The sequence below is a fragment of the Salinivibrio sp. ML290 genome (genome assembly GCF_001995695.1).
GTDB classification, from domain to species: domain Bacteria; phylum Pseudomonadota; class Gammaproteobacteria; order Enterobacterales; family Vibrionaceae; genus Salinivibrio; species Salinivibrio siamensis.
Genome location: NZ_MUEY01000010.1, coordinates 114,949 through 128,163, shown reverse-complemented (window position 1 = coordinate 128,163; position 13,215 = coordinate 114,949). Strand labels below are relative to the sequence as shown.

12 protein-coding genes are annotated in these 13,215 nt (G+C 50.1%); 11 read left to right on the top strand and 1 reads right to left on the bottom strand.

The window, feature by feature from the left end; genetic code table 11:
* From BZG23_RS10915 to purF, 7 genes are all read left to right on the top strand, one after another.
* The coding region (locus tag BZG23_RS10915; RefSeq protein WP_338013047.1) for a FimV/HubP family polar landmark protein at positions 1-1,578 on the top strand (1,578 nt) is incomplete at its 5' end.
* 136 nt (positions 1,579-1,714) lie between these two features.
* Positions 1,715-2,500 carry a tRNA pseudouridine(38-40) synthase TruA gene (truA, locus tag BZG23_RS10910; protein ID WP_077606923.1) on the top strand — a complete coding sequence of 262 codons (786 nt, stop codon included), beginning with the start codon at positions 1,715-1,717 and terminating at the stop codon, positions 2,498-2,500.
* Positions 2,501-2,667: 167 nt separating this feature from the next.
* Positions 2,668-3,594, top strand: coding sequence for an acetyl-CoA carboxylase, carboxyltransferase subunit beta (accD, locus tag BZG23_RS10905; RefSeq protein ID WP_046075243.1), 927 nt, complete (start codon positions 2,668-2,670; stop codon positions 3,592-3,594).
* A gap of 65 nt (positions 3,595-3,659) precedes the next feature.
* Positions 3,660-4,910, top strand: coding sequence for a bifunctional tetrahydrofolate synthase/dihydrofolate synthase (gene folC, locus BZG23_RS10900; protein WP_077606922.1), 1,251 nt, complete (start codon positions 3,660-3,662; stop codon positions 4,908-4,910).
* Positions 4,911-4,922: 12 nt separating this feature from the next.
* Positions 4,923-5,471, top strand: a complete 549-nt coding sequence (locus BZG23_RS10895; protein ID WP_077606921.1) for an SPOR domain-containing protein — start codon at positions 4,923-4,925, stop codon at positions 5,469-5,471.
* A 61-nt stretch (positions 5,472-5,532) separates the two neighbouring features.
* Positions 5,533-6,030 carry a CvpA family protein gene (locus BZG23_RS10890; RefSeq protein ID WP_069362063.1) on the top strand — a complete coding sequence of 166 codons (498 nt, stop codon included), beginning with the start codon at positions 5,533-5,535 and terminating at the stop codon, positions 6,028-6,030.
* 31 nt (positions 6,031-6,061) lie between these two features.
* Positions 6,062-7,576 carry an amidophosphoribosyltransferase gene (gene purF, locus BZG23_RS10885; protein ID WP_046075247.1) on the top strand — a complete coding sequence of 505 codons (1,515 nt, stop codon included), beginning with the start codon at positions 6,062-6,064 and terminating at the stop codon, positions 7,574-7,576.
* A gap of 62 nt (positions 7,577-7,638) precedes the next feature.
* Here the strand turns inward: purF and BZG23_RS10880 are convergent, their stop codons facing one another.
* Positions 7,639-8,238 (bottom strand): Yip1 family protein, encoded by a 600-nt coding sequence (locus tag BZG23_RS10880; protein WP_046075248.1) that lies wholly within the window; start codon positions 8,236-8,238, stop codon positions 7,639-7,641.
* 511 nt (positions 8,239-8,749) lie between these two features.
* Here BZG23_RS10880 and BZG23_RS10875 point away from each other — a divergent pair.
* The 4 genes from BZG23_RS10875 (at position 8,750) to BZG23_RS10860 (ending at position 13,203) form a co-directional block, all read left to right on the top strand.
* Complete coding sequence (locus BZG23_RS10875) at positions 8,750-9,805, top strand: response regulator (protein ID WP_046075249.1); 1,056 nt, start codon at positions 8,750-8,752, stop codon at positions 9,803-9,805.
* Between the two features lie 154 nt (positions 9,806-9,959).
* A complete protein-coding gene (gene rfaH, locus BZG23_RS10870; protein WP_046075250.1) occupies positions 9,960-10,460 on the top strand; it encodes a transcription/translation regulatory transformer protein RfaH in 501 nt (166 codons plus the stop codon).
* A 72-nt stretch (positions 10,461-10,532) separates the two neighbouring features.
* Positions 10,533-11,747 carry a GGDEF domain-containing response regulator gene (locus BZG23_RS10865; protein WP_241837208.1) on the top strand — a complete coding sequence of 405 codons (1,215 nt, stop codon included), beginning with the start codon at positions 10,533-10,535 and terminating at the stop codon, positions 11,745-11,747.
* A gap of 214 nt (positions 11,748-11,961) precedes the next feature.
* Positions 11,962-13,203, top strand: coding sequence for a response regulator (locus BZG23_RS10860; RefSeq protein WP_046075251.1), 1,242 nt, complete (start codon positions 11,962-11,964; stop codon positions 13,201-13,203).
* The last annotated feature ends 12 nt before the right edge of the window (positions 13,204-13,215 follow it).

Below are 13,215 nucleotides of genomic sequence, written 5' to 3'. Positions count from 1 at the left end.
CCAGAAGTTAGCGGCGAGGAAGATGAAACGACTGACGAGGACGCTGACGACGAGCCGCAAGCCGAGTTAAGTGAAGACGATGCTCCAGCGGACGAGCCAGCTGAGCCAGAAGCTACCGGCGAGGTAGATGAAACGGCTGACGAGGACGCTGACGACGAACCGCAAGCTGAGTTAAACGAAGACGACGCACCGGCGGACGAATCGGCCGCGCCAGAAGCTACCGGCGAGGCAGATGAAACGGCTGACGATGACGCTGATGACGAGCCGCAAGCCGAGTTAAACGAAGACGACGCACTGGCGGACGAGCCAGCTGCGCCAGAAGCTACCGGCGAGGAAGATGAAACGGCTGACGAGGACGCTGATGACGAGCTGCAAGCCGAGTTAAACGAAGACGACGCACCGGCGGAGGAATCGGGCACGCCAGAAGCTAGTGGCGAGGCAGATGACGCGACTGACGAGGACACTGACGACGAACCGCAAACAGAGTTAAACGAAGACGATGCTCCAGCGGACGAATCGGATGAGCCAGAAGCTACCGGCGAGGCAGATGAATCGTCAGCGCCTGACGGCGTTGACAACAATGATGCTTCTACGGATGACGGCGACAATCTCGATGACATTAGCGAAGAAGACTTACTTGATTTAACCAGCCTACCTGAGTACGACGAAGAAGCGGCATTGGCAGACGCTGAACCGGTTGACGAGCAAGAGCAAGCGGATTTAGATAGCGTGCCAGAGCCAGAGCCAGAGCCAGAGCCAGAGCCAGAGCCAGAGCCAGAGCCAGAGCCAGAGCCAAGCAATGAGCGTGACTATGAGTTTGACTCCTTCTCACTTGATGAGTTGGGCGAGTTTGGCGAGGATGACGCACTAAGCGCTGCGCTTGAAGAGCAGCGCGAGCTAGAATCTTATTTAGATGAGCAGCAAGAGGGTGACGCCGCCAAGGAAACGGAAACGCCTGAGCGTGATGAGCGAGATATCAGTGATCTCGACGATGACGATCACCAAGTGGGTGGCTTAAACATGGAGGCACTGCTCTCCGAGTCAGACGATGACACGCCACTGGATCTTTCCTCACTGTCCGATGAAGAAGCGGCAGTGTGGCAGGCTGATAATGAACCTGAGCCTGAAGCAGAGAGTGAAGACTGGAGTCAGCAACCCGCAATAGATCCTGCCTCACTGGAAACCTTTGAACTCGAAGAAGCCTTAGACGAGGATCTACTGGGTGAGGGGGAAGCAGAAAGTGAGCTGATTGGTGAAGAGCAAGAAGAAGATGACTACATCAGCATTGAAGAGCTTATGCGAGATGATGGTTCTACGCCAGATATCGATCCTGATAAAGCGGAAATGAACCTGAATGTGGGTTTAGATGAGTTTCCTGATGTGTTAGAAGATATTAGTGCCATTGATGTGGACGGTGATACTGCAAGTACTGAAGCATCAACGAATCTTGACCTCGCCAAAGCGTATTTGGAAATGAACGATGTCGATGGGGCGATTTCTTTGCTCGAAAAAGTGATGCAATCGGGCAACAAGACCTTGCAGCAAGAAGCGCGTCAGTTGTTAGAACAGCTGAGGTAGTGCAAAAAACAGGTAGCGAGAGCTGCCTGTTTCTTTATGACGGCAGTGATGGCGAAGCACGCGCTTTTAACCTGCAACTCGAAGGCTTTATGGGTATAATGCGGCGCCTTATTGACGAGTAACGAGAAGGCAGGGCATGAGATTCGCGTTAGGCATTGAGTATGATGGTGCTCAGTTTTACGGTTGGCAGAGGCAACGAGAAGTCACCAGTGTGCAGGAACACCTCGAGCGTGCTTTATCGACGGTTGCCAATCACCCTGTCGCCGTACAGTGTGCGGGACGTACCGACTCTGGCGTGCATGGAACAGGACAAGTGGTGCACTTTGACACTGACAATCAACGTCCTTTAAAAGCTTGGACGATGGGTGTCAATGCGAATTTGCCGGATCCGATTGCAGTGCGATGGGCTAAGCCCGTGACAGACGAGTTTCATGCCCGTTTTAGTGCCACTGCGCGACGCTATCGTTATGTCATTTATAATCATCCCTTGCGCCCGGCGATCTTAGCCAAGGGAGTCAGTCACTATCACGCTGAACTTGATGAAACCTTAATGCACCGAGCCGGTCAGTATCTACTTGGGGAGAATGATTTTTCCTCATTCCGTGCCGCTCAGTGTCAATCGAAATCCCCTYGGCGGAATTTGATGCATTTATCGGTCAACCGTCAAGGGCGCTTTATCGTGATTGATATTAAAGCCAATGCGTTTGTGCATCATATGGTGCGCAACATCGTGGGGAGTTTAATGGCGGTCGGTCGTCAAGAGCAGCCTCCTGAGTGGATGGCTTGGCTGCTGGCACAAAAAGATCGAACCCAGGCTGCTGCGACCGCGAAAGCTGAAGGCTTGTATTTGGTTGAGGTGGACTACCCCGAAACATTTGGGTTGCCTCGCTCACCCATTGGCCCCTTGTTTTTGCCGGATTAGGTGATTGTGTCGGCAAGTACGCTGTACGCATACAGCACGGAGACAGAATAGGTAGTACCAGTTTTTTATCCCAAGTCTGACGGACTTGTGATTTAATTCGGTCTAATTTGTTACGAATCCAAGATAGCTGTCCGTTCGCGAGAGCTATCACTAAGTAAAGGTTGTCCATGAGCTGGCTAGAAAAAATATTAACCAAAAGTAATATTGGTTCATCACGCAAGGCGTCGATTCCAGAAGGTGTGTGGACCAAGTGTACGTCGTGTGATCAAGTCCTCTATCACGCTGATGTCGAGCGTAACTTGGAAGTATGTCCAAAGTGTGAACACCATATGCGCATGCCAGCACGCCGCCGGCTCGACGTGTTTTTGGATAAAGACGGGCGTGAAGAGATTGCCAGTGAGCTTGAACCTAAAGATGTGTTGAAGTTTCGCGATTCGAAAAAGTACAAAGATCGCTTAGTGTCGGCGCAAAAAGCGAGTGGTGAAAAAGACGCCCTTGTGGTCATGAAAGGCAGCGTGTTTGATGTACCCGTGGTGGCCTGTGCCTTTGAATTTAAATTCATGGGCGGCTCGATGGGGGCCGTTGTGGGCGCTCGCTTTGTGAAAGCGGTGGATGCTGCGATCGAAAACAACTGCGGTTTGGTGTGTTTTTCTGCCAGTGGCGGTGCGCGTATGCAGGAAGCGCTAATGTCACTGATGCAAATGGCAAAAACAAGTGCCGCATTGGAACGCCTTTCTCGCCACAACCTGCCGTTTATCTCGGTATTAACTGATCCGACATACGGTGGTGTGACGGCAAGTTTTGCCATGTTAGGTGATATCAATGTGGCCGAGCCTAAAGCGATTATCGGTTTCGCGGGGCGCCGAGTCATTGAACAGACCGTGCGTGAGAACCTCCCTGAAGATTTCCAAACCAGTGAGTTCTTGCTTGAGCATGGCGCGATTGACATGATTGTCGACCGCCGAGAAATGCGTCAACGCTTGGCGGGGCTGCTTGCCAAATTGAATAATATTCACTCACCGCTTGTGGTCGATGTAGAGCAAGACAAGCCTGATCTTGAGCCCGAAGCGGCACCGCCTTCTCAAGACCAATAATTGACCGTGTCCCACGGCGCTATCCTTGGTATCATTTGCCCATCATGGAGTAACTGACCAAGTCAATGTCTGAACTACAACATCCAACAGCCACGTCCTCTTTAACGACGTGGCTGTCTTATCTCGAAAGTATCCATACCAGTGCCATCGATCTTGGCCTTGAACGCGTCGCCGCTGTGGCTGATCGCGCGCAACTGACTAAGCCTGCGCCGACAGTGATTACCGTCGCGGGAACCAATGGTAAGGGCACAACCTGTGCGTTGCTGGAATCAATTTTGCAGCATGCGGGTTATCGCACAGGTGTCTATAGCTCCCCGCATCTCATTCACTATAATGAGCGAGTACGCATTAATGGCAAATGGCTCGACGATGCTGCGCACAGTAAAGCGTTCGCGACGATTGAAAAAGTGCGTGGTGAGACCAGCCTGAGCTTTTTCGAGTTCGGCACTTTGGCTGCATTGCAGCTGTTCAAGCAGCACGCACTGGACGTCGTGATTTTAGAAGTTGGCCTTGGTGGACGCCTTGATGCCACCAATGTGGTTGAGCATGACGTATCGGTGATCACCAGCCTTGCGCTCGATCACTGTGATTGGTTAGGTGATGATATTAACCAAATCGGCTACGAAAAAGCAGGTATCTTCCGAGCGGATAAACCTGCTGTTTGCGGTCAGCCTTCTCCACCGGCGAGTGTGGCTGCACACGCTGACAGTATTGGCGCCGAGCTACACCAGCTGGGTTATCAATATCACTATACGCTCACTGATGATACCTGGTGTTGGGCGGCAGGGGCGTTTGAACTGACTGCGTTGCCTATCCCTGCAATACCATTACAAAATGCCGCCACTGCATTGATGGCTTTGGGCGTTGCCGATTTGGAGATTGCAGACACGCACATCTCTGACGGGTTAGCCTCGGTGTCGGTACCGGGGCGAATGCAGGTTGTCGCCAAGGCGCCTTACACTGTGTTTGACGTTGCTCATAATCCGCACGCGGCCGCTTATTTGGCAGAGAAGTTGGCTGAGTGCAAAGCGGAACGCGGCGGGCACGTGCATGCGGTGGTGGCCATGTTATCCGATAAAGACATGGCGGGTACCTTAGCCTGCCTGGACGGTATCGTGGATCACTGGTATCCCGCATCGTTATCTGTGCCCCGAGGCGCCCCCGCCGACAGCTTGCCTGTATCGGCATCACAACAGTTTACGTCACCCAGCGAGGCCTATCAGCATGCGTTAAAACACGCTGAACCTGCGCGAGACTGTGTGGTCGTATTTGGGTCGTTTCATACCGTTGGACAGGTAATTAGCGAGCTTAACTAAAACGGAGTCATTGTGGCCAGTAAGTTACAAAAAAGAATCGTTGGTACCTTGGTGTTGGTGTCTATCGGTGTGATAGTGCTGCCAGATGTGCTTGATGGCAAAAAAGAGCATTATCAAGAGAGCTATGAGAGTATCCCGCTACGGGATGATTTTGATAGTGAGGTCAGTCAAACACCGATTCAAGCACCACAAGTGGTTGCGGTGGAGGCGCCAGACACCAAGGTTAAAGAGCGTCAAACAAACGCAACGGACAGCGAGCCTGCGTCTAAACCGGTGTCTAGTGAAACAGCCTCTTCGTCAGTCAGTGATCAAAAAGGGGCGTGGATGATCCGGCTCGGTACCTTTCGTAACCAAGACAACGCACGACGTTTGGTCAAACAATTACGCGAAAAAGGTTACCAAGCACATATCTTACCCAAAGACATTCAGCCAGATGACTTAGCCAAGGTGGTCGTAGGGCCTCACGTCTCCAAATCGGCGCTAGAATCGCAACTGACTGATTTGCAATCTTTGACAGGATTGAAGGGTCAATTGCGTAAATTTGACCCACTCACCCAATAAGAAAACGTTTGCGTGAGCATTTTTTCTGTTAGAATGCGCACGTCTCGAGCAAGTGAATACGATGAATTGGATTGATTACCTCATTATTGGCGTCATTGGTTTTTCGGCGCTAGTTAGTGTGATTCGAGGCTTTGTTAAAGAAGCATTGTCATTGGTGATATGGTTTGGTGCGTTTTTTATCGCCAGTCAGTTTTATACGCAACTGGCGGTTTACCTGACCAATATCGAAGATGCCGTTATTCGTAATGGTAGCGCAATAGCCTTGTTGTTCATTGCCACCTTAATTGTGGGGGCGGTGGTCAATTATGTGATTGCTCAGTTGGTAGAGAAAACCGGGTTGTCTGGTACCGATAGGGTGCTGGGTATGGTGTTTGGGAGTGTGCGTGGTGTACTCATTATTGCCGCGATGCTCTTCTTTCTGGATGCCTTTACGTCGGTGGCTCACACCCAAGCATGGGGGCAGTCGCAACTTATTCCTAACTTTGCGGTAGTGATTGAATGGTTTTTCCACTATCTCGAGAACAGTTCCAGTTTCTTACCTGAGATCGCCGGATCTTAGGATGATATTCGCGTAACAAGGAATCGCTGACATGTGTGGTATTGTTGGAATCGTTGGTAACACCCCGGTCAATCAGTCCATTTATGATGCACTGACGGTGCTACAACACCGGGGACAGGATGCAGCCGGGATTGTCACTATTGACGACAATCGTTTCCGGCTTAGAAAAGCCAATGGCCTCGTAAAGGATGTGTTTCAACTTAAGCATATGCAGCGCTTACAAGGCCAAGTTGGCATTGGGCATGTGCGTTATCCAACCGCGGGGAGTTCGAGTGCGTCAGAAGCGCAGCCTTTTTATGTGAATTCTCCTTACGGTATTACCCTGGCGCACAATGGCAACCTCACCAACGCGCAAGACTTGCGTCAGTCGCTATTCGAGAAAGATCGTCGCCACCTTAATACCACCTCTGATTCTGAAATCCTTCTTAACGTCCTTGCCCACCAGTTATCAACCGCGACATCGCATCCATTAACGGTTGACGATATGTTTGCCGCGGTAGCGTCGGTGCATCGACAAGTGTCGGGGGCTTATGCGGTCGTGGCCATGGTCATTGGTCACGGTGTGATAGCGTTTCGTGATCCTAAGGGCATTCGGCCACTCTGTTTAGGTAAACGTGATACGGAGGCCGGCACTGAATACATGGTGGCGTCGGAGACAGTGGCGTTGGATGCGGTCGGGTTTGATTTTGTCCGTGATGTGGCACCCGGTGAAGCTATCTATATTACGCTTGATGGACAACTGCATACCAGTCAATGTGCGGATGCGCCGAGTTTAAACCCCTGCATCTTTGAATTTGTCTACTTCTCTCGCCCTGACTCCTTTATAGATAAGGTTTCCGTATACGGTGCACGCATCCGTATGGGACAAAAACTGGGGGCTAAAATCCAACGAGAGTGGGATGATGTTGATATTGATGTGGTGATCCCCATTCCAGAGACCTCCTGTGACATCGCCTTGGAGATTGCCCAAGTGCTCGGTAAGCCTTACCGCCAAGGCTTTGTCAAAAACCGTTATGTCGGTCGGACCTTTATTATGCCCGGGCAACAAATGCGTCGGAAATCGGTGCGCCGTAAACTCAATGCTATTCGTTCTGAATTTAAAGACAAACGCGTTCTGTTAGTCGATGATTCGATAGTCCGCGGCACCACCTCGGAGCAAATTATCGAAATGGCGCGCGAGGCCGGGGCAAAAGAAGTGTATATGGCATCAGCCGCCCCCGAAGTGCGTTTTCCTAATGTCTATGGCATCGACATGCCCAGCGTTAACGAGCTGATCGCCCATGGTCGTGAAGTCGATGAAATTGGTCAATTGATTGGTGCGGATGGCTTGGTCTACCAAGATCTTTCTGACTTGGTGGCAGCCGTTGGCGAAGCGAACCCGGCTATTGAGCGCTTTGAGACGTCCGTATTCAGCGGTGAATACGTCACTCAGGATGTCGATCAAGCTTACCTCGAGTATATACAAAGCTTGCGGAACGACGATGCGAAAACGGTACGCGAGCAGCAGCAAGAGCTGGCTAACTTAGAGATACATAACGAGGATTAATTGAAAACGCCGCGATATCTATCGCGGCGTTTTTCAGTGTTAGCCCGCTGAGTGTATGTCGATTAATGGGTAAAGACTGGGCCCATGCCGACATTCCAAAGGATGACAGAGGCAGCAAGGATCGCGACCAGCAGTACTAACCCGCAAGTCACGACAGAGCTCGCATAGATAAACCCTCGCTCTTCAGGGATCTCCATCAATATCGGTACCCCCGTGTAGAGGAGGTAGACAGAGTAGGCAATGCCAATCAAGCCGACGATCATCACAAACCAAACCACCGGGTAGAGCGTGGCCAGTCCTACCATAAAAATGGGCGTCGCGGTATAGGCTGCCAGCTCAAGACACTGAGTGTAAGTTGGGGCAGAGCCAAACGTGCGACTCATCCACAATGTGAGATAGGCCAACGCGGCCACACCACCCAATAATGCGAGATACATGGCACTGGCGATGAACAGTGCGCTTTGTGGGGTCATAAAGATGGGATCCCCTGCGCCGATCTGCCAGCCAATATGGACGCTCGCGTAATAGGCACAAACAGGCGGGATTAACGCAAGTAACAACGCGTGACCAATGCTGTTTGAGGCGGCCTCGTGGCGCTCGCCAATCGCTTTCCATTCCTTTTTGGGATGGGTATATAACCCCAATAAATGACTTAATATCATAGTAACCCCGCTCGTTATTCCCTCAGTGAAGTCAGGTGCAACGGTCGGCGCACGACGCCTCAAGTAAAACGTCTTCTCTGCTGGCGTGTGGAGACAGATGCCGTATACACTCTCCTTTAATAAGGAATAGTTGTTGGTGTCTCAATTGGCAAGTTTTCCTCCTGACAAAAAATCGCCTTGCTGCGCTTTTCTGACTGGCTCGATATTTAGACAATACCGATATACATTCTTGTGATAGACATCATGTATTAATTGTTATAAGTCTTACTTTTAATACAGAGTAGCGTACTCTTATAGTGTCATTGATTTTCAAGCCTTTTTTATGCTGCCGATAAATGGCTTTGACGATTCACCTGCTTGAATGCTAAGAAAATTATTATTTTAAACAGCTGTTTATAGAGCGCTACTGAATTAAATCTCATTAGCGGTCACAGGTGTGTCTGAATTCAACTACGATTAGTGCAGTGAGAATGAAAACAGCCGCTGCTTTGCAGTCCTGGAGGAGAGCGTCGTGTTGCATAATAAAGAGATCTTAATCGTTGAAGATGATCCCGTCTTCAGTCGGATGATTGCGTCTTTTCTCGAAAGAGAGGGAGCGGCAGTACGTGAGGTTGAAAATGGTTTAGAAGGGTTGCAAGCGCTAAGACAGTCGATTCCTGACCTATTGATCAGTGACCTGTCGATGCCAGTGATGACAGGCTTAGAATTCGTTGAGGAGGTGAGCCTTGAATATCCAATGCTACCTATGATCGTGATCTCTGGCACTGGGGGAATGGCTGACGTCGCCCAAGCGCTTCGCTTTGGGGTGAAAGACTTTCTGATCAAACCGATTGAAGATATTAATGTGGTTAAAAAAGCCATCGAGGCGGTGGTTGATGATGCGAACGACGATGTTCACGCCAGCGATGATTTTAGTCAGCAATGGTTTAAAGTGAGCGAGGATACGGATCGCGGGGCATCAGAGACAGAGCTCAAGTGGCACCTTGATGCCTTACGCCATAACCCAGGCAGCGCACGTGAGTTATTAATGGGGCTGATGCCAGAGCCCGATTCGCAACAAGGTGCTTGGCGTCTTTCTTACCATTCACTGCAATCGGCAGATGCCAACCCCATTGTATTGGATTATGCGTGGTTGATGGGCGGGAAAATGGCCTTTTATGTGGTCGACTCTGCCTCCGCAGAGGAAGACGGCACCGCGACCACCTTGATGATCCGTGCGTTTTTTAATGATTTTGTCCGCTCAGGTGATGTCAATGAAAGGGGATTTCTCACCTTGGTAAAACGGATCGAGGATGCGATTCGATCCTCAGCCTACACATCGCCGGTTCGTGCGATGTTCGGTGTATTAAACACCACCGATAATCAGCTTGATATTTTACCGGCGGGGATAAAAGCCACGGTCGATAGCTGTGGAGCGACAAGCCTTGTTCACAGTGATCATTGGTTGGGGCGCGATGCGTTCTCGAGCCAATTTCAAAGCGTCGATCTTCAATCAGGTGATGCGCGTGTGTCGCTGAATGAAGTTGGCTTGAACAGTTTTAGCGTCGATATTCAAAAAATCGCCTAACGATTCAGCGGTACCATGTCGAATCGTTAACCCTAAGCAAAGGTGAGTGGCTTTGATTGGCGCTCGCCTTTGTTGCTGTGTGGGCCTAACATCCGTATACTCTCGTCGCTCTGGACAGGCTGCCACTGTCGATAGACATCAGGGACAGAACGACATGAAACATTGGTATTTACTTTATTGTAAGCGCGCGGAACAGCAACGCGCAGAGCAAAATTTGAAGCGCCAAGGCGTTGATTGTTACTACCCGACCGTGACGGTGGAAAAGTTGCGTCGTGGCAAGTGTCAGCAAGTTGAAGAGCCACTCTTCCCCAACTATGTGTTTGCCTGCTTTGATCCCGACCTTGTGCAGTATACAAGTGTTCGCTCCACGCGTGGTGTGGTTGATTTCGTTCGCCAAGGTGCGTACCCGGTCAAGGTCGACTTGGCATTGATCCAACAGCTGATGACGATGGAAGATTGTGACGAACAACGTGACGCACTCTACCAAGGCTTCAAGCCTGGACAGTCGGTGATGATTGAGCAGGGGCAGTTTGCTGGAACGGAAGCGATCTTCAAAGAAAAAGACGGCGAGAAACGCTGCATTTTGCTGATAAATATACTTAGCAAGCAAACTGAACTTTGTATCAATAACTCCGATATCAGCGCCTCCAGTTAACACGCTCTCCCGGTTTGGCTGCTACACTCATCAAGGTATAGCTTTGAATGAGGGAGGCAGTCGTTGGAGTCGGTGCTTATCGTTGAAGACAGCCGGTCGTTTCGCATGCTGGCTGAACAACAGGTGAGAAAAGCGGGTTTTGCCACTGTGACCTGTACCTGCCTAGCAGAAACGAGGGATGTGCTAGATCACCACACAACCTTTCTCTGTGCGATCCTCGACTATAATTTGCCGGATGCTCACCACGGCGAAGTCATCGATCTCTGTTTAGCCGTCGGGCTTAAAGTGGTTGTCCTCACCGCCTCGCAAACAGAGAAAACGCGTGATGAGATACTATCAAAGCCCGTTATCGATTATATCCCCAAAGACAGTAGTCATTGTATTGATGCGGTTTGCCGACTCGTTAAGCGATTGGCTGACAATCAAGGACACCGTGTGCTGGTGGTTGATGACTCTGCCTCGATACGTAAACGCATCTCTGCGTTGTTAGCGCGTCAGTATCTAACCGTATTGGAAGCTGAAAATGGTGAGCAGGCACTTGACGTGCTGGAAAAAACGCCAGATATATCGCTGATTATCACTGATTATGAAATGCCGAAAATGGATGGCCTTCAGCTTGTGTATGCGCTTCGTAAGAAAGATACCGAGTGCTCACAGGCGATCATAGGGTTGTCTGGACATAATGATAGTGCGCTAACGGCACGTTTTCTCAAAGCAGGGGCGAACGATTATCTGCCCAAACCGTTTAATCAGGAAGAGTTCTTCTGCCGCGTGCATAGCTGTTTGAATGCGATTGATACCGAATGGCGGTTATTTCTCTTGGCGAATACAGATTTTCTCACGCAGCTTTGGAATCGACGCTATTTTTTTGAGCGGGGTGACCAGCTTGCAAATGAAGCGCGTAAGCATTTGGCGGTTATTGATATTGATTACTTTAAACGTATCAATGATGACTTTGGTCATCATATCGGTGACGATGTGTTGGTTGAGGTCGCGCAAATGCTGGCAGACGCCTTTCCGGAAGACACGGTCGCCCGATTGGGAGGAGAAGAGTTTTGTGTATTATCGCTTCGTGATTTGACGGTATTTCAGCAATCGCTAGACTCTTATCGCCAATCAGTCGCCGAACGCCCCGTACGGGTGTCAGATCAGACGCTGAAAGTAACGGTGAGCATTGGCGTGGACTCTCAAGCGGCCTCGCTCTCTCGCCTTTTACATATGGCAGATCAAGCCTTGTATCAGGCAAAAGCATCTGGCCGGAATCAAATGGTGGTGCATCAAGGGTAAATGTCTATTTTGTCTAAAAAGTGACACGAAATAACGCATAAAGTGTGCGTTCGGTTGTTGGTGTTGCGTCAAACATCTGCGAGATGTGTGTCATTGTTGAGAAATTTGCGCAATTTCTGTCTACACGCACTCAATTGCCCTTACCCTGTACCGCTTCTTGCCCCGTTGCGTGCATTGTCGCGCAAAATTAACGTGAAGACGTGGTGCGTTGCAGATGGAATATAAAGTGTTGGTTGTGGAAGATAGTCGACCTTTCAGGCGGTTACTTGAAGCCGAGATACGAAAGGCCGGATACATCCCATGTATAGCAAACTCAATCGAACAAGCAGAGACGATCCTCAACCAAGAGACCGACTTTCTTTGTGCTATCCTCGACTACTGCCTGCCTGATGGGCAGGACGGTGAAATCATTGACGTATGTTTGTCGTTGGACATAAAAGTGATTGTACTCACTGCGATGATGGATGCTCGGACTCGGGAGCGTGTGCTAGCCAAAACCGTGATTGATTACATCCCCAAAGATAGTCCCTCGTGCGTGTCATCGATAGCGCCATTACTCAACCGCCTGGAAAAGAACCATCAGCACCATGTGCTAGTTGTGGATGATTCGCTGACAGCCCGTCGTTACGTGCGCAGCTTATTAGAGCGGCAATACCTCAATGTCCTTGAGGCCCAAAATGGCCAAGAGGCATTGGCTATGGTGCGGCGCGATAAGCGAATTTCTTTGGTGATTACCGATTACACCATGCCAGAAATGGATGGAGTGAGTGTGGTTAAGGCATTACGCAAACTGAAAACAGACGGCCAGTTGGCGATTATAGGCTTATCGGGTGAGGAAGATCCCAGCTTAACGGCGCGGTTTTTAAAAGCGGGTGCGAATGACTTTTTGGCCAAACCGTTTAACCAAGAGGAATTTTATTGTCGCTTGCACAGCACACTGAATGCGCTCGATACCGAGCGTCGCCTATTCAATATGGCCAATACGGATTATTTAACCCAAGTGTGGAATCGACGTTACTTTTTCGAGCACCCTCACACACGCTCACACAAGGGGCCGCGGAGTTTGGCACTGGTCGACGTCGATCATTTTAAAAAGATCAATGATCAATTTGGTCATCATATCGGCGATATTACGCTGATTGAGCTGGCAAAGATGATGAAACGCTATTTTCCGGAGGACATGGTCGCTCGCTTCGGTGGGGAGGAATTCTGTATCCTCTACGGCAATGACGAGCAGAGCTTTGTGCGCCGGCTTGAGGCGATGCGAGAAGAATTGGAAAAGACCGTTTGGTCACCCTATGATAAGGCGTTTTCAATCACCATCAGTATAGGGATGGTCCATGCCGATGCCCGTATTGATGAACTTGTTCAGCGCGCAGATAGGTGTTTGTACCAAGCCAAGGCAGGGGGACGAAATCAGCTCATCCAAGATGGACAAACGGATTTAGTATCCTGAAAAAAAAGAGGG

Coding starts and splice junctions, on each gene's coding strand:
- BZG23_RS10890 (WP_069362063.1), top strand. CDS start 5,533: ATGAATTGGATTGATTACCTCATTATTGGCGTCATTGGTTTTTCGGCG.
- BZG23_RS10860 (WP_046075251.1), top strand. CDS start 11,962: ATGGAATATAAAGTGTTGGTTGTGGAAGATAGTCGACCTTTCAGGCGG.
- BZG23_RS10880 (WP_046075248.1), bottom strand. CDS start 8,238: ATGATATTAAGTCATTTATTGGGGTTATATACCCATCCCAAAAAGGAA.
- purF (WP_046075247.1), top strand. CDS start 6,062: ATGTGTGGTATTGTTGGAATCGTTGGTAACACCCCGGTCAATCAGTCC.
- rfaH (WP_046075250.1), top strand. CDS start 9,960: ATGAAACATTGGTATTTACTTTATTGTAAGCGCGCGGAACAGCAACGC.
- accD (WP_046075243.1), top strand. CDS start 2,668: ATGAGCTGGCTAGAAAAAATATTAACCAAAAGTAATATTGGTTCATCA.
- folC (WP_077606922.1), top strand. CDS start 3,660: ATGTCTGAACTACAACATCCAACAGCCACGTCCTCTTTAACGACGTGG.